14 protein-coding genes are annotated in these 15,886 nt (G+C 56.5%); 5 read left to right on the top strand and 9 right to left on the bottom strand.

Annotation, left to right across the window (positions count from 1 at the left end; genetic code table 11):
- The first annotated feature begins 81 nt into the window (after nt 1-81).
- On the top strand, nt 82-540 hold the full coding sequence (locus tag AC07W7_RS22245) for a hypothetical protein (RefSeq protein WP_495040132.1): 459 nt from the start codon (nt 82-84) through the stop codon (nt 538-540).
- Entirely contained in the window at nt 509-778 is a 270-nt protein-coding gene (locus AC07W7_RS22240) for an MbcA/ParS/Xre antitoxin family protein (RefSeq protein WP_495040131.1), read from the top strand. Before AC07W7_RS22245 ends, AC07W7_RS22240 begins: the two co-directional genes overlap by 32 nt.
- An 802-nt stretch (nt 779-1,580) precedes the next feature.
- Here the strand turns inward: AC07W7_RS22240 and AC07W7_RS22235 are convergent.
- On the bottom strand, nt 1,581-2,477 hold the full coding sequence (locus AC07W7_RS22235) for a bacteriophage abortive infection AbiH family protein (RefSeq protein ID WP_495040130.1): 897 nt from the start codon (nt 2,475-2,477) through the stop codon (nt 1,581-1,583).
- 57 nt (nt 2,478-2,534) lie between these two features.
- The gene (locus tag AC07W7_RS22230) at nt 2,535-3,467 is read right to left on the bottom strand and encodes a hypothetical protein (protein WP_495040129.1); all 933 of its coding nucleotides are present in this window, start codon (nt 3,465-3,467) and stop codon (nt 2,535-2,537) included.
- Nucleotides 3,468-4,141: 674 nt separating this feature from the next.
- On the opposite strand from AC07W7_RS22230, the gene AC07W7_RS22225 reads away from it, so the two are divergent.
- A complete protein-coding gene (locus tag AC07W7_RS22225) occupies nt 4,142-4,411 on the top strand; it encodes a hypothetical protein (RefSeq protein WP_495040128.1) in 270 nt (89 codons plus the stop codon).
- A 134-nt stretch (nt 4,412-4,545) separates the two neighbouring features.
- On the opposite strand, the gene AC07W7_RS22220 is transcribed toward AC07W7_RS22225, so the two are convergent.
- Genes AC07W7_RS22220 through AC07W7_RS22205 form a run of 4 tightly spaced genes read right to left on the bottom strand, consistent with a single transcriptional unit; the run spans nt 4,546 to nt 10,936 of the window.
- Entirely contained in the window at nt 4,546-5,964 is a 1,419-nt protein-coding gene (locus AC07W7_RS22220; RefSeq protein WP_495040127.1) for a tyrosine-type recombinase/integrase, read from the bottom strand.
- Nucleotides 5,945-6,559 (bottom strand): hypothetical protein, encoded by a 615-nt coding sequence (locus tag AC07W7_RS22215; protein WP_495040126.1) that lies wholly within the window; start codon nt 6,557-6,559, stop codon nt 5,945-5,947. The genes AC07W7_RS22220 and AC07W7_RS22215 overlap by 20 nt, the downstream gene beginning before the upstream one ends.
- A gap of 14 nt (nt 6,560-6,573) precedes the next feature.
- Nucleotides 6,574-8,646 carry an integrase gene (locus AC07W7_RS22210; RefSeq protein WP_495040125.1) on the bottom strand — a complete coding sequence of 691 codons (2,073 nt, stop codon included), beginning with the start codon at nt 8,644-8,646 and terminating at the stop codon, nt 6,574-6,576.
- Nucleotides 8,633-10,936: a hypothetical protein gene (locus AC07W7_RS22205; RefSeq protein ID WP_495040124.1), complete on the bottom strand. Its 2,304-nt coding sequence runs from the start codon at nt 10,934-10,936 to the stop codon at nt 8,633-8,635. The genes AC07W7_RS22210 and AC07W7_RS22205 overlap by 14 nt, the downstream gene beginning before the upstream one ends.
- A gap of 68 nt (nt 10,937-11,004) precedes the next feature.
- Between AC07W7_RS22205 and AC07W7_RS22200 the strand changes: the two genes are divergently transcribed.
- On the top strand, nt 11,005-11,313 hold the full coding sequence (locus AC07W7_RS22200) for a YggL 50S ribosome-binding family protein (protein WP_495040162.1): 309 nt from the start codon (nt 11,005-11,007) through the stop codon (nt 11,311-11,313).
- A 51-nt stretch (nt 11,314-11,364) separates the two neighbouring features.
- Here AC07W7_RS22200 and AC07W7_RS22195 read toward each other — a convergent pair whose 3' ends face one another.
- A complete protein-coding gene (locus AC07W7_RS22195) occupies nt 11,365-12,555 on the bottom strand; it encodes a benzoate/H(+) symporter BenE family transporter (RefSeq protein WP_495040123.1) in 1,191 nt (396 codons plus the stop codon).
- Between the two features lie 220 nt (nt 12,556-12,775).
- On the opposite strand from AC07W7_RS22195, the gene AC07W7_RS22190 reads away from it, so the two are divergent.
- Nucleotides 12,776-13,540, top strand: a complete 765-nt coding sequence (locus AC07W7_RS22190) for a GntR family transcriptional regulator (protein WP_076961352.1) — start codon at nt 12,776-12,778, stop codon at nt 13,538-13,540.
- Between the two features lie 80 nt (nt 13,541-13,620).
- On the opposite strand, the gene guaD is transcribed toward AC07W7_RS22190, so the two are convergent.
- Together guaD and xdhC are read right to left on the bottom strand one after the other, a co-directional pair.
- Nucleotides 13,621-14,925: a guanine deaminase gene (guaD, locus tag AC07W7_RS22185; protein ID WP_099170745.1), complete on the bottom strand. Its 1,305-nt coding sequence runs from the start codon at nt 14,923-14,925 to the stop codon at nt 13,621-13,623.
- A 7-nt stretch (nt 14,926-14,932) separates the two neighbouring features.
- The gene (gene xdhC / locus AC07W7_RS22180) at nt 14,933-15,775 is read right to left on the bottom strand and encodes a xanthine dehydrogenase accessory protein XdhC (RefSeq protein ID WP_099170746.1); all 843 of its coding nucleotides are present in this window, start codon (nt 15,773-15,775) and stop codon (nt 14,933-14,935) included.
- Nucleotides 15,776-15,886 lie beyond the last annotated feature (111 nt).

Raw genomic sequence — 15,886 nt, 5'->3', positions numbered from 1 at the left:
GCCGGCCCCTCATCTTTCGGCGCAGGTTAGGCTGGATTTACGCGGCTGATGAATCAGTTGCACGGATGGGGAGCGAGGGTAATGGAACGACACGTAATCAGTCTAGAGCGTCACAATATCGATGAGCTAGACGTCGTCGAGCGGCTCGCGGCAGCTATCGGGAGAGAAGCTTTTGAGTTAGATGTAGCCCAACTGATTAAGCTGCACAACGTTGATCCTGAGGCCGCAATACAGTCGGTTCCTCGCCTGGTGAGCCCAAGCTTGATCGGCATGAGCGATATCCCTTTTGCAGTGCTGCAGAATGCGTCAAATTCGCTTGTAGAGCGTGAGCCCAAGTTGCTGGAACACCCTAGTTATAGCTGCCGTGATACTCAGGTCACCGCGCTACCTTGGACGTTGTGGCTAGCCCTGGTCAGGCATGCGCGCGATTTTTTTGATCCGGCTGCATTCGATGCCGAGTTTCTGGTCGCGAGGCTGAAGGAGGGCCTTCCGAGTCGCGAGGCCTTCGATGCACTTATCGCTTACAAACGAGGTAGGTGATCCTGTCTCGATCGTTATTACCATTACACGGCAGCCAGACCTGGGCGGGGGAGAATTGATGGAGAAGGTTGATCATGCATTACGAGAGGCCGCTTTCCGAGCATTTGGCAATGAGGCGCGGGCCATGCGGTGGTTGACCACCCCCGTACGAACATTGGGTGGGAAGAGCCCGGCTGATGCAGACCTCAAAGAGGCGTTGGATCTGCTCGCACGAGCGGTTCATGGCTTTTCCGCCTAGCGGTGCTATCTACCAGAAGCTCCTATGCGGATGCGCGTGTTCGCCACTACTGTCTCCCACGGCCCTGAGAGCTTTGACTGAGGCTCTGCTCGATTCACAGACTGCTTCCTTACCGCCCTTGACGTTCTCGTTGTGAGGCACTGCTTCACGGGCAAACGGCCTGCTGAAACGAGCCGTCGTGGGCGGGCAGTCTTGAGCAGGCAGTAGCTCACAGACGTGCCAGCGGTGCGATTATCAGCCTCCATCCTGCAAGATATTGGTGACGGACGAGCTTGTAAAGCAGGGCCTGTAAACCCAATTTTTGATCTGTAAGCCTCTGCGCTTTACAGCTCAAAAAATAGGTTTACAAGCTTGGTAGGCCGCCTCAAAAAAGCGGCCCGCCTGGGGCGCGCACGATCTCCGATGATCGCTTTGGGCGGGGCGAAAGGGAGACCGCATTAGCCACCCGCTCTATTCGCCTCCGCCTTGCGTCGCATTTCCAAGATGGGGTGATTCTCTGCTACCTTCATCGCCAGATGCATGGGGCCAGGCAGGCGAAGGTGGCCATCCCAGAGTGGTGCGTTGCGACAGAGCAATCCCACCTGTTCGGCGACCACCGTAGTGCTGGCGAACGTCCCCGATGCCTGCGCTATTAATTTGCTATTAAACCGTGCAATGCCCTAGCGCGCTTTGCCACTCGGGGGCGGTGATGACTCCCGGGGAAGGGTACCAGGATGGCGAACAACAACTGCGCCTGATGCCAGGCGCAGGTCGGGCAGGGCTTGGCTATCGATAGATGGCCGCGAGCGTTGATGCAGGCTGGCTACAGTTGCGACCATGGCTTGAAGTCTATGGATTCGCTGGGCACACCGAAATCGATGAGACACGCTGCTTTGCTCGTGTTCTCGTTGAGCGACCTGACCGCCACTGTCCAACGCGGGCTAGCCTGCAAGGCTTCAACGAGCGCCAGGAAATACGCCTCATCCACCTTGGAAAGGGAATGGCCGAGGACGACGACCTGAGTGATCGATTTCAGTCCTTCGAAGTAGGGCTTTTGCTGCTCGATGATCTTGGCACTCGGTTTGAAAGTCTTCTCAAAATAGTCATCGAGAATGCCCATCGCCTCCGCAAACCGGGTATCAGTGTTCTCATCCACCCCGTCTTGGAGCAACGAGCGATCAGCAGATGCCCGTGCGTGACCAAGCACCAGATCAGAGCTTTCGTCTTCGCCCTCACCATGGATGTGCAGAATGTTCTCTGGAGCAATGTCGTACAGCTTCGTCAGCGTGCTGGTGTAGTTGAATGTCAGGTAGGCCGCATCCTTGTCCAGGGACGTCAGCAGTTGGGGAACCTGGTCGCGGTCAGGCATCGGGATGGATCTGATCCAGTCCGCGAAGTGTTGCTGCAACCCAGCCGACAAACCGGTCGCCACCTTCTCCACTTCGTACTGAAAGTCGTGATGGCCGGCGTCGCTCCAATCCTCAGCCGAGTAGGAAACTAGGAAGCCCTCCAGTTCAGTGACAATGTTCTCGGTGTCCAAGTCGGCAAGCGAAAGCTCAAGCTCTGCCCAGTCTTCGTCGATGGCGATGTAGCTTTCGACCCAATCGAAAACCTCCCGATCCGTCGCTTCCAGGTAGTTCTTGAATCGCCAGTACTGGGTGGGAAGGCCATGGTGAAGATCAAAGCCGTTGCCAATGATGTAGAGGGTCTTATTGGTCATGAGGGTTCCTGATGCAGGTGCACGCTGGCTTGGGTAGAGTCGTCTGTCCGTGAGAGATCACTGATCGATTTTGGAAACTTGGGCCTTCAGAACTAGGTTCAAGGTCAATCTGCGCTTGGTCAGGGTTTTGAAGCGTCCCTCCCTTGGCGCTTTTTCGGGTGCGGTACTGGAGTGCTTCCACATGCCCAAGACCACGATCTCATCGTCCTTCTCAATGCCTTTGAGCCAAGCCGGATCCTTGGCCCAAATGCTCACTTCAAGGCCGATGCCATTTTCCGAGTCGTCGGGGTCGACCCGGAATTTGTTCATTTGCAAATTGATGACGTTCTTGGACTTGTCACCCCTGATTTCAGTCCTGACGCTGCTCACGGCGCCTTGAATCGCGATGGGGTGTTGAACGGTGTTGTGCGACACTGCGTAATACGCCTCTGCGTGGCGCTCAGTCTCGAAATAGAACTGATTCCAGGCGACCTTCACATTGCCTTCAAACACCAGCTCCAGGTGTTGCTCGATGTCCTGATCATTGTCACAGAGCGCGCGAAGCTTCAGGGCTCGCTTGGCGGAATTGATGTAGGCGGGAAGAAGGTTTGGGTTGTGGGTGTAAGTCCGACCCGCTGTAGCCCGGGTGCCTCCATCGTCAGCGACGTTACGGCCACCTGCTTCCAAGGCCTCTTTGATCATCACCAGCCGCATGCGGTATCGATTGTGCTGGATGCTTTCGATCAGATCCTCTGACGTGCTCGCAATTTCCTCAATTTCCTCGTCAACCCCGAAGCGACAGTTCACGGCGTGGGCACCGTTGGGATACAGACGGAAATAGCCTTGGACGAACACGGGTTTGTCATACATCTCCCGTGTGTACGGGGGATTGTGAGTGACTGGCGTACCGCAGTTGCATTGCAGAGGCTCGGCGCCGGTGCCCTTGGTGTAAGTATCTGCTTCCCAACGATCACCGTTCTGGTCGAAAGCGTGATCCATCTTGATGCCCATACAACTCCCTCATGTCAAAGTTTGATCAAATCCAACACCCTATCGAGCATGAAGCCCGATTGGCCGTCCTGGTACGAGGCCGGGGATTTCTTAGTTGCGACGTGGCGACGATGTGACAACGACTTGGTGCCAGGCGATACGGCTGAGCTTTGGTGCCACGGGCGGCTCTAGCAAGGCTGTCTGGCTATGAGCCACCAGTGTACTGACCGGGGAGGGGGCTGCAAACCTACTCAGCTACAGCCACTGTTCATCTCCGCTCAGCTCGTGTCGGCGGCGTATGGTGAGGCGGTGAGGGCTGTATCGCGTATAGATCGGGGCTCGCCGGTTACGGTGGCGCTTCATCGAAACGAAAGCCATGGATGGAGCAGAAACAGGTGCCGGCATGAACCGACCGGAAGGGGTAGACGGCAAAGGCATCCACTCGTTTCAGCCGACGCTCCTATCCGAGGTCACTTTCGCTGAGAGCACCTCCGACGGCGTGGTCATTCACGCGTTGTTCCGGGGTAGTCGGACGAACAAGCCTGCTCAGGATATCATCAGGAGAAGCCGACGCCCGCGCCGAAGGGGCGACAGTCTGCCCAGGCGACGTTGGATGACATGGCTGCCGCGACCAGGGGACTGATTACCCATCCTGAGCGAAAAATTGACCCCACTAACGGCCTCACTAACGAGACTTGGCCGAATATTATGCTCAGGCCTCACCCTTGCTTCTTCCGCACCTGAAAGACGGCCTTATCGCTCTGGTCAGGGCGCCCGTGGGAATCACCGGCGAGCTGCTTATCCGGAAGATCATCGACCACCTAGCCATCCCGAACATCCCAAAGGCGCCGGAGGCCGAAGCAGGCAAAGCGGGAATGCATCAACGACGTCGAAGTCTTGATCGGTGCCGTGCAGATGAGCACCATCGAACTGCATTCATGGAGCGACACGACCGACCAAAGTAAGCAGTCAGATGGGCCGAGGCGCTAGCAAAGCCAGGCATCTTGATTCTCACGGCCATTGCCCAAAAGGATTCAGAAACCTTGGAGTGCAAGCATTTCATATTCGGGGGCACTCCATGTTGGCCTCCTGACTGAGACTATGCAGCTTGGAGGTCACGATCCATAGCAGCATCCAGCTGTTCATCACGTTCAATGTATTGCTCTTTTGTGAGCTTGCCCTTTTTGAAATCATCACGGAGCCGCTTCCTGCGCCTTTCATAGCTTTCATATGTCCTGGCGGCCTCGACAGTATGAATGATCTGCTGATACTTGGATTTTTGCCTGAATGCGGCATCCACGTAGTCCAGCAAGCTCTCCAGTGTGGCGTGTCCACTCTTAGCCATCGCACGCTCAGCGAGCATCTTGTTGGTCATCAACGTCTGCCTGAACGAATCTGGACTCAGCGCCTGAGTTGCCGCAATGAGCTGGGCCACAATGTTGGTGCAGAAGGAGTGTCGGAACAAATGTGCACACGCTTGCTCATCGATGCCTGCTGACCTGCGAATGTTAGAAAACTCCGTCGTAATGCTGTCGATGCCTAAAGGATGACCTCCGCGCTCAGTGACGAATAAGTACCCATGGTCGGGGATACCTTTGAGTTTCTTCATGATTTGACGTCTGGGGCCGCGAATGTAATCCATGAGCTCATCGATTAGGGGAGGGCTCAGCTCAAGTTCTCGGGTGATCCCCATGCCTCCGCGTTTTAGCGTATTGACAATGAGGGTTGGCGATTTCATTTTGCTGGCGGCAATGACTTCGGCCACCATGATGGGCTGGGTTTCAGCCCTTCGAGTTCCCATTTCTTCGAATAGGGAGATCATCAGGTGCCGGCGAGTACTCAGAAAATTAGACGATGAGTGAGCATCAATCGCATCCCTCAATTTCGCGATGGTCGCCTCACCGATCGGCTTGCGAGTCTTCTTCGCAGAAGGCGTCCTGAAAGCCCTGTGATGCACGCTCGAGCGTTTGAAGGCTTTACCATTCCGGTAATAAATGGAGTCCACCATGACAATAGAAATGGTGCCATTGATCCCTACGAAGTTATGCAGGCCATTCATTTCAGCGACATGAGCAAGAAAGTGAAGGCACCGTCTGCCAATGCCAGTAATGGTGCGCTCATTCCTTTTTAGCTGTGAAGGCTTGTCAAGCTTCGTCTCTTGGCGAAGTCCATCGATGAAGTCGCAAAAGTCGTCATCCGACAGGGCGATGAAGCTTAGCTTGTTGTAGTAGCAGAAGCGGATCAGGTGGCTGATCTGCCCGGCGTACTGCCCAAATGATCCGCCTTTGGTGCCATGCCTCGATGGGCCATGCCCGCCCCTGCCAGACTGCATTCTGAGCTTGATCATATAAGCGTTAGCTTGCAGGCAAGGTGAGCCGTCAGGCCAGGACATGAACGGCATCATGCTGCCATCAAGCGTATGCAGCTCGCCGTGAGTTAGATAATCGTAGAGCCGCAGCTTCGGAATGGGAGTGAAAAGCTGGCCCGACTCGGGATATTCAACGGTTCGTTTTGTCATTTGGCACCAGCTTCAGATGTTTTTCCATTGAGAGGATGGAGGTGTCGTCAAATGGGGCGGGGTTCATCCCAAGAATTTTGATGATCCGATTGATCGCGTCATTGATTCGCTTCTGCCGTAACCCAGTGTTCGCGGTGTCCGCGATGGTGATGAGATCTCTACGGTTAACCTCCAAAGCCTGTACCAGCACCATGTTGACTGCGTGGAGTGAGGAGACTGAGGCTTTGAGGTCTTCGATCTGACTCTCAATGGCGCTTCGCGAACGCTTTTTGGGCTCGGGCGGCTCCTCGCTGAACTTGGCAATGGCGGCCTGGGCATGAGTTCGTAGTTTGTCCAAATAGGTGAAGTCGCGATCAGGGCCATTACCCGCCAGCTTCTTCTTGAGCGTATTCAGGCTGATTGGCTGGATTTTCACTTGTTCGTCCCGGATCCAGAACTCCATCTCTAGCGCGCACAGGTAGCCCTGACTCTTGAGGGCGTGAAGCACCTGTTCGTTCTCGGCATAGCTGCCAGGCTCGCGCCTTATCTCATGCAAGAGCTTAAAGATTCCGTCAATGGATTGTTCGATCTGCTCGCGTTTGGTCAGTGTGCTCATTGATCCCGATATTCTCAGCTGACGATGAAGAGGACTTTCATGGCTTTGCCATTTTCATCGTTGTAGAAGTGCGGCTCGATCCGTGCTTTACCCTCTTCCAGCATGGCTTCGAGATACGACTCGATCTCCTGCTCATCGACCAACTTGAAGGAGGTGGTACCAAATTTGGCAGCCAGCAAGTCCTTTAGGTTTTGGTAATTTTCCAGGCGATCTTTTTTTGCTTGATCAGCGAAGTACCGGGCGCCAGCTCCCCGAATGTCTGAAGGTTCCAGGCACTCGGTCAGGTAATGCCATACGTGTTCGATGTCCCGGTGCCCGAGCATCCAGCGTAGCGTGTCAAGTTCGCCGAAGCTGTTGGTGTAGAAGAACATGATGGCGAAGAAGCGCCGCAGCTGATGCTGACGGACGTAGTAACGCTGGCCAGCATCATTCAGATCGCTTTCGAAGTAGTCGCAAGCAAAATCCAGGTGCCGGTTGTAGAGGTGCGTTGAACACTCTTGCAAGCCTGCATAACCCAACGAAGAGGGGGTGGCATACAGGTCACCCAGGTCATCGATGATGCCTGGCAGCTTAAGCAGCTTCTGGAAACGACGAAGCTCCTCAATCATTTCAACCGCGATGGCATCGATAGGGCGAGACTCACGCTGCCGTAAGCCGAGCGCTTGGCGGGTTGATTTTGCCACGCCGAAGATAAGCCAAGATTTACTACTGTCGAGGCACCCACGCGCTTTGAGCGTCACCAGCTCGTCGACCCTCCGTGCCATGAGCATACCGACGGCCATTTGGATGCTGCCCAGGTACACGTACACCAGCTCAATCAAGCCGTGGTTTGCACGCAAATCCTTGAAGTATTTTTCACGGCTGCCTTTACGCGGGAGTCTGTTTTTCGTTCTGCGGTTGCTTGAAAGACCCAGTTTTTTGACGCCGAGGCTAACAAGCTCCGGGCCGATGACATTCATAAATTCAGCTTCTGGGAGCTGGGTCATCGACAGACCTTTTGCCTTGCAATAGGCAGCGACCCTCACGAAGCCGTTCAGGATCATCCTGCCCTTCTCGACATGAAACTCCATGCTTCGGCGGAACAGCTTGAGTAGGTTGGCCGACGGAACGCTTCTGAAGCGTTTGGACTCGTTCACATCGGGAACATACTCTTTGATGGTCTCGATATCGGATGGGGAGGGTAGCCCCAATGCCCCCAGGGCAGCACTGCCGATCAGGGTGTAGCGGTAGTAGAAATAGATGGTGTCCTGCAGCCTCTCGGACTCGCCTGTCGTGACCTTTACCCCTGGAAACTCGCGGCGGTAGCTCCTCTCATTGGGATAAAAACTGAGTGCGTGAAGCGCAGACTTCTGGGTTTGACAGCCTCGTAGCGTATCAATGTAGATCAGCTCCGACAGTTGTTTTGTGCTTATCCGGAACCCATGGTTCCCATTGCCGTAATACACATCCGCTTTCATCAGTGCAGCGCGTACCCTCGGAATCTCCGATGCTGCGATATCGAGCGGGAAATCCTCTAGCTCGTCGTCGCTGACCTCCAGCATGCTGGGGTATTTCTTGAAAAGTGCCTGTTCTTCCGAAGGAGTGAGCTTGCCGAGCTCTGAAGTGCTAAATGCCGTTACTCGATCTTTCCAGGCATACACGGAGTCCTCGGATCTGGCCTCTTTGGCTAGGTGATTCAGCATACCCTTCAAATGGTCGCCGTTGAGATATCCCAAGCCAAACTCCACCAATCCATAGCTCTCGGCATGGATCAACAGATAGTCGATGAGCTTTAATGTGTAAGTGACCCTCATGTGCTTGCTGCTAGGAGCCAGCATCGCAAACTCTTCATTCATGCCATTGCCGCCGATGATGAGGAGATGCTTAAGCGAGCGCAGCAGCACGTGGTTCTTTGCGTCGGTCAGCAAGCTTCCATCCCAGAGCTGAACACCCCAGTCGAGATAGAAGGGCACCTTCTGCTGGGTCTGCATTTTCCAGGCATTTTCACTGAAATCGTTAAGCAACCACGGGGCGGTGGTATGCGCCGAGTCATTTTGTTGGCCAAACGTCTCCAAGAAGTCATACTTGGAGGCCTTAAGCTTGCGCATAGATCAGCGCCTCCATTTTCTTCGCATCCACCATTTCAAGTGCGGTAGCCAGGTATTTCTTCAGCGGCCCCTTTTTCCCGGTCGTGATTTCCGTTTTGATCTTCTCCGCAAAGGATGCCCAGTATTCGGCTTTGCCACACACACGGGCCCTGTTGGTGGCTGCCTTTACTGCGGCCTCCAGTGACAACAGGGAGGCCAGGAAAGGAACGCCAATCGAAAGCACCGCTTCGCTGCTATCGACTTCTTCGCGTTGCGCTTTGCGTTCGGGGTCGGACGCCTCAGACGGGATCTCCTTGATGCGGTGATTTTCCAGGAAGGCGTCCAATTCATCGATGCTGGTGAATTTGGTTACTCTAAGCAGATGAGGGCTCTCTTCCATTGCTACGCAGACAAGGGCCTTCTGGAAGATCCGGATCCAGCGAGCTTTGATGAACGCCAGAATGGCGTCAGGTAGGTAGTGGCTGAGCAGATCCGGGTAATAGTGCTCATGACCTAAGGCATCGGACATCTTTTCTGAGCTCTTGCTCTGAATGAAAATTTCCACGGCCCTGGAAGGTCTGATTTTCGTCAGACGAACCCTCTTGATGAACTCGACGAGCTCGTCATCAGGAAGATCACTGTGCGGCCTGAACTCCCTGAGCAAGCGTTCGCGCAGGGTGCGGTTGTTGATGAACGAGTTGTCGTTCCAATGAGTCGTTTTTGCTACCTGGAAGGGCTTAAGGGCCTTCCCGGATGTAATGAATAGGTAGCGCCAATCGTCGTTTTTCTCCGCCTTCAGCGTGCGGCGGCCCAAACTGGTGATCGCGATGATGTCTTTTACGATGGCAAACGACTGGTCGTTGAGGTCAATGATCTGCTCTCGTACTTCTGGCTGTTTGCGGTCTTTATATCCTCTGAGCTGCCGTTTCTCCTCGTCGAATCCGACCAACTGACCATCTTGGTTATACAGTTCGAAACTCTTCAAGAACTCAGTTGTGATTTCGGGGTGCTCAAGCACCAGCAGGCACTGGAACGGAAATAAGCTTCCCGCCACCGCAAATCCTAACGCGTTGGCAAGTTCCGGTGCGCCGTAGTTATAACCGGTCGCGTTATTATATGTCTTGCAGAGAAATGCGGTGGGCACGTTTGAATTAACGTCTTCCAGAGTCGCGCAGATATCAGCCACGCTATAGGTTTTGTAGAGCCCCTTGCCTTCGTATTCTTTAATCGGAGCGCCATTTTTCGCTTGCTCGGATCGCCACTCATACCGAGATTTGAGATCAGCCGCCTGTGCCGTCGCCCAGTTGCGAACCGTAGCGACATCTTTTTTGATGTGAAAAAAGAGAATTTCGACGGCTTCGGCATCAGTCACGTGCAAAGGGATGTTCGTGAGCAACTTCTCTTGAACGAGCGTGCCCTCTTCGTCTTCGACGACTTTAGTCTCTGATCCATGCTTAGTATCGGGCGGCGGGCGGCGAATTGGAGAGCTGATGCTTGCCCAGATGGTCGGCTTGCAGAGGCATTGTTCTACAGAGTTGAGGAATCGGTTCCAGTTCTTGATCTGAGACTGAGCGTCCAGCTCGGCTTCCTTGGCATCAGTAAAATAGGAAATGGAGAATTCCTGCATGAAATGCTTAAGACCCGCCTCCGTTTTGAGCCGGCGTAGCGGCCAGGAGCGGTGGTGCTTGGCAAGGTAGTCAAACATGACGTTCCATTCACTACGGAATCTGCCTGTACGATTCCGAAAATACTGCAGCAGCTCGTCGTAAACGTCCTGTACAAAAGTCCGGCCATAGGGGACGACTAGCTGGGCAAGACGCAGATATACAGCTGCCTGTCGTGGCTGTTGGATGTCCCAACCTTTCCAGTACCACTCGTGAAATTTGCTCGTGCGTGCTCGGATTGCAGTGCAGACCGCTGGGTCTGGTTTGAAATTCCGGAAGTCCCAGTCCAATGGGTGGTGGTCTGGGTATTTTGCTCTGGCTTCATTCAGCACCTTGTACAAGGTGCGACAAAATTTGATGGGCTCTTTATCCGGCAGGACGATGAGTGCCTCTCCAGCCATTGCGGTAGTGAAGCCTTCGAGGATTTCCTGGATCTCGGGGCAGCGGAGCGTGTCCATTGTGACGCGATGGCCCATCACGTCACAGTAGGCTTCCAGCGCCATCAGTTGAGGTCTGATGACGAAGCTTTTGAGATTGAGCGACTGACGTAACGACTCGGCAGATTGGAGGATCAGGTCTCCAACCTCGCCATCAATGGCGGTGAGGGGGTGTTGGCGGATGGCTGAGGTGTTTTTGATAATTGTCATTTTTTCTAGAGGTAGTAATGTGGTCTGTAAGCCACATTCTGTGGGCCTTTAGAGAATAATGACATGGCCTGCTAAGTAGTCAAAGCAAAGAGCTGGGTTTCGAACTGAACCTGGATTTCAAAGAAGGTTTGGACGACGAAGCGGTTGACGCTTTCCTCGACGCCTTCCTGACCGAAGCAATGGATGGCAACGGCCTGGACTACGTGGGCGGCGACGACTTCGGTCTGGTCTGCAAAGCCACTCGTGGTTCGGTGACCGCTGAGCAGCGTGCAGCCGTTGAAGCGTGGCTCAAGGCTCGCCCAGAGCTGACCCGCGTTGAAGTCAGCGAATTGCTGGACGCCTGGCACCCAGAAAAGCCGATCAACCCGGCTGTCTGATGTCATGAAGAAGCGACCCGCCCGGGTCGCTTTTTCGTTTCAGGGTAATAATCAGGCCTTGCGCCAGTTCAGAATCGCCAGCGTCAACACCCCCGCGACAATCCCCCAGAATGCCGAGCCGATGGAAAACAGCGTCAACCCCGACGCCGTGACCATAAAGGTGATCAGCGCTGCTTCCCGTTCCCTGGGCTCATTCATGGCGATACTCAAGCCATTGATGATCGAGCCAAACAACGCCAAGGCGGCAATCGACAGCACCAGTTCCTTGGGCAATGCGGCGAACAACGCCGCCAAGGTCGCGCCAAATACCCCGGCAACCCCGTAGAAAATCCCACACCACATCGCTGCGGTGTAACGCTTGTTACGGTCTTCATGGGCATGGGGCCCGGTGCAGATGGCCGCGCTGATCGCTGCCAGGTTGATGCCGTGGGAGCCGAACGGCGCCAGCACCAGCGAAGCCAGGCCGGTGGCGGTGATCAGCGGCGAGGCGGGCACGTCGTAGCCGTCGGCGCGCAAGACCGCAACCCCCGGCATGTTTTGCGAGGTCATTGCCACCACAAACAGCGGAATACCGATGCTGATGGTCGCGGCCAGGGAGAAGTGCGGCGTGGTCCACACCGGCGTCGCCACTTCCAGGCTGAACCCGCTGAAGTCCAGGAGCCCCATCAGCCCGGACAAGGCCGTGCCGATCAGCAGCGCGGCCAGCACAGCATACCGGGGCGACAGGCGCTTGATGATCAGGTAGGTAAAGAACATGCCCAGTACCAGGGCCGTGCGGTGCTGTGCGGCGACGAAAATCTCGCTGCCGATCTTGAACAGGATCCCGGCCAGCAGTGCGGCTGCCAGCGAGGCGGGGATCTTCTTGACCAGTTTTTCAAAGCTGCCGGTGAGGCCGCAGAGGGTGACCAGTACGGCGCAGGTGATGTAGGCGCCGATGGCCTCGCCGTAGCTGACCCCACCCAGGCTGGTAATCAACAACGCCGCGCCGGGGGTCGACCAGGCGATGGTGATGGGCGTGCGGTAGCGCAGGGACAGGCCGATGCTGCACACTGCCATGCCGATGGAGATCGCCCAGATCCACGAGGAAATTTGCCCGGTGGTCAGGCCCGCAGACTGGCCGGCCTGGTACATCAGCACCAGGGAGCTGGTGTATCCGGTCATCATGGCGATAAAGCCGGCGACGATGGCCGAGGGCGAAGTGTCGGCCAGTGGGCGCAGTGGCGCCTGGGTCGCGTCGGTCATGGTGCGGTATTCCTTGTACCTGGGAAATCGGGGAAGCAAGCCTAAACTCAAACGTAACTGACTATTGCAATACAGCCGGCTGCGCAAACAGCCGTACAGTGTGTTGGCGCAATGGGTTGTGTACAATGTGCACTGTTTTTACGCGATACTTGCCAGCGACCCGCTGTACGCTTATTGCAGTCAACGTCAATTCGCCGCCGTTCTCCCGACCCGAGTGCCCATGAACGAACAGTTGCAGCCCCTCAAGAAACAGCCGCGAGCCGGTAAGGCCGGTCGCAGTGGAACCCAGGACGATATCGTCTACGCGCATATCTTTGAGGCCATCCTCGAACAACGCCTGGCGCCCGGCACCAAATTGAGTGAAGAAGCACTGGGCGAGATCTTTGGCGTCAGCCGCACCATCATCCGTCGCGCCTTGTCGCGCCTGGCCCATGAAGGCGTGGTGTTGTTGCGCCCCAATCGGGGTGCGGTGGTGGCCAGCCCCAGTGTCGAGGAAGCCCGCCAGGTTTTCCTGGCCCGGCGCCTGGTCGAGCGGGCGATCACCGAGTTGGCAGTGCAGCATGCCTCGGCCGAAGAACTGGCCCAATTACGCCAGATGGTCAACGACGAGCGCGACAGTTTCTCCCGTGGCGATCGCGGCGCGGGTATCCGGCTGTCCGGCGAGTTCCACCTCAAACTGGCCGAGGCGGCAAAAAATGCCCCGCTGATCAGCTTCCAGCGCAGCCTGGTATCCCAGACTTCGCTGATCATCGCCCAGTATGAAAGCGGCAACCGCTCACACTGTTCCTACGACGAGCACACCCAGTTGATCGACGCCATCGAAGCCCGGGATGCGGCATTGGCGGTGAACCTGATGATGCATCACATGGATCACATCGACAGCAAGCTCAACCTCGATGAGGAAAGCGCATCGGATGATTTGCATGCGGTGTTCTCGCATTTGCTGCAGACCAAGAAGCCGGGCCGCTCCTCGATCAAGCTGTAAACCCGATCAAACGGTGGGAGCTGGCTTGCCTGCATCGCAGGCAAGCCAGCTCCTACATTGGTTTGGGGTGCCCTTCAAAATCAGCGCTGATGCACCAGTTGGCCCGCTGCATACGTCTGCATCACCGCCCGATCATCCCCCAGCGTCATCAATACAAACAACGTCTCGGCAATGTGCTTGGCCTGCTTCAGGCGATAGCTGAGCAGCGGCGTGGCGTTGTAGTCCAGGACCAGGAAGTCGGCGTCGGTGCCCGGCTGCAGGGTGCCGATCTTGTCTTCCAGGCGCAGCGCCCTGGCACCGCCCAGAGTCGCCAGGTACAGGGACTTGAACGGGCTCAGGCGTGCGCCCTGCAATTGCATGACCTTGTAGGCTTCGTTCAGCGTTTGCAGCAGCGAGAAACTGGTGCCACCGCCCACGTCCGTGCCCAGGCCCACATTGAGCTGGTGCTTCTCGGCCATCGGCAGGTTGAACAGGCCGCTGCCGAGGAAGAAGTTCGAGGTTGGGCAGAACGCCACGGCCGAACCGGCTTCGGCCAGCCGCGCGCACTCGTCGTCGCACAGGTGCACGCCATGGGCGAATACCGAACGTTCACCCAGCAGTTTGTAATGGTCGTACACATCCAGGTAGCCGCTGCGCTCCGGGAACAGTTCCTTGACCCATTGCACTTCCTGCAGGTTTTCGCTGATGTGCGTCTGCATGTACAGGTCCGGGTATTCCCCCAGCAATTGCCCGGCGAGGGTCAACTGTTCCGGGGTGCTGGTGGGGGCGAAGCGCGGCGTGACGGCGTAGTGCAAACGGCCCTTGCCGTGCCAGCGCTCGATCAGCGCCTTGCTCTCCTGGTAGCCGGACTCGGCGGTGTCGGTCAGGTAGTCCGGCGCATTGCGGTCCATCATCACCTTGCCGGCGATCATGCGCAGGTCGAGCTTCTCGGCGGCTTCAAAGAATGAGTTGACCGATTGCGGGTGCACGCTGCCGAACACCAGGGCGGTGGTGGTGCCGTTGCGCAGCAGTTCCTTGATAAAGATATCCGCCACTTCTTCGGCGTGGGCCTGGTCGGCGAACTGGCTTTCGCAAGGGAAGGTGTAGGTGTTGAGCCAATCCAGCAACTGTTCGCCGTAGGCACCGACCATGCCGGTTTGCGGCAGGTGGATATGGGTGTCGATCAGGCCGGGGGTGATCAGCGCATCTTGGTAATGGGTGACTTGGATGTCGGCCGCCAGCGTCGGCAGCAAGTCGCTGGCATGCCCCAGGGCGCTGATCTGGCCGTTATCGATGACCAACAGGCCGTCTTCAAAATACTCGTAGGAGGCTTCGATCCCAACGATGGCGGGGTCGGCGAGGCTGTGCAGGATGGCGGCACGGTAGGCTTTGCGAGTCAAAGGCATGGTCGTCTCAATGGGTAGCTTGGCTGCGGCGCGAGGCCGGCAGCAGTTTGGCAATGGGTTCGGCGCTCGCGGTGTGCTGGCCGAAGTTGGCGTTATAGGTGGCGATGATCTCGCCGGCGATGGAAATGGCGATTTCCACCGGCAGCTTGCCCTTCACCTCGGTGAGGCCCATGGGGCAGCGCATGCGTTGCAGCTGCACCGGGTCAAAGCCGCGCTCACGCAGGCGGTGTTCAAATTTGACGCGCTTGGTCTGCGAGCCGATCAGGCCGAAGTAGGCAAAGTCATTGCGCTTGAGTAGGGCGGCGGTGAGTTCCAGGTCCAGCGCGTGATTGTGGGTCATGACGATGCAGTAACTGCCCACCGGCAGGTCGGCAATTTCATCGACCGGCTCTTCGCTAACGATTTTACGCACGCCCTGGGGGATATGCTCCGGGAATTCCTGTTCCCGCGAATCGATCCAGCGCACCCGACACGGCAGGCTGGCCAGCAGTGGCACCAGCGCGCGGCCGACATGGCCGGCGCCGAATACGGCAATCTGCGCCTGTACCTGGCCCATGGGCTCGAACAGCAGCACGGTCACGCCGCCGCAGCACTGGCCGAGGCTGGCGCCGAGGCTGAAGCGCTCCAGATGGGTGTTGTGCTGACCGCTGGCGAGCATATCGCGGGCGATCTGCATGGCCTTGTATTCCAGGTGGCCGCCGCCGATGGTGTCGAAGGTCCGGGCGGCGCTGATCACCATCTTGGAACCGGCGTTGCGCGGCGTGGAGCCGAGCTCTTCGATGATGGTCACCAGCACGCAGGGTTCTCCCTGGTGTTGCAGGTCGGCGAGGGCGCTGATCCAGTTGTTCATGTCTACCTCAACATTTCTGTTGTCAGTTCGGCCGTCATCGCGGGCAAGCCCTAATGCCAGTCAGTTAAGCCTTTTTGTAGGAGCGAGCTTGCTCGCGAAGAACTTGAGAGC

Source organism: Pseudomonas sp. GW821-FHT01D09, assembly GCF_059422465.1.
The sequence above is the reverse complement of the archived record's forward strand: the minus strand, read 5'-3'. Positions and strand labels throughout refer to the sequence as shown.

What these genes read in the sequence shown, in the direction of transcription:
- xdhC (WP_099170746.1), bottom strand. Translation starts at nt 15,775, where the DNA reads ATGAACAACTGGATCAGCGCCCTCGCCGACCTGCAACACCAGGGAGAA.
- AC07W7_RS22190 (WP_076961352.1), top strand. Translation starts at nt 12,776, where the DNA reads ATGAACGAACAGTTGCAGCCCCTCAAGAAACAGCCGCGAGCCGGTAAG.
- AC07W7_RS22205 (WP_495040124.1), bottom strand. Translation starts at nt 10,936, where the DNA reads ATGACAATTATCAAAAACACCTCAGCCATCCGCCAACACCCCCTCACC.
- guaD (WP_099170745.1), bottom strand. Translation starts at nt 14,925, where the DNA reads ATGCCTTTGACTCGCAAAGCCTACCGTGCCGCCATCCTGCACAGCCTC.
- AC07W7_RS22210 (WP_495040125.1), bottom strand. Translation starts at nt 8,646, where the DNA reads ATGCGCAAGCTTAAGGCCTCCAAGTATGACTTCTTGGAGACGTTTGGC.
- AC07W7_RS22235 (WP_495040130.1), bottom strand. Translation starts at nt 2,477, where the DNA reads ATGACCAATAAGACCCTCTACATCATTGGCAACGGCTTTGATCTTCAC.
- AC07W7_RS22240 (WP_495040131.1), top strand. Translation starts at nt 509, where the DNA reads ATGCACTTATCGCTTACAAACGAGGTAGGTGATCCTGTCTCGATCGTT.
- AC07W7_RS22220 (WP_495040127.1), bottom strand. Translation starts at nt 5,964, where the DNA reads ATGACAAAACGAACCGTTGAATATCCCGAGTCGGGCCAGCTTTTCACT.
- AC07W7_RS22230 (WP_495040129.1), bottom strand. Translation starts at nt 3,467, where the DNA reads ATGGGCATCAAGATGGATCACGCTTTCGACCAGAACGGTGATCGTTGG.
- AC07W7_RS22215 (WP_495040126.1), bottom strand. Translation starts at nt 6,559, where the DNA reads ATGAGCACACTGACCAAACGCGAGCAGATCGAACAATCCATTGACGGA.
- AC07W7_RS22195 (WP_495040123.1), bottom strand. Translation starts at nt 12,555, where the DNA reads ATGACCGACGCGACCCAGGCGCCACTGCGCCCACTGGCCGACACTTCG.
- AC07W7_RS22245 (WP_495040132.1), top strand. Translation starts at nt 82, where the DNA reads ATGGAACGACACGTAATCAGTCTAGAGCGTCACAATATCGATGAGCTA.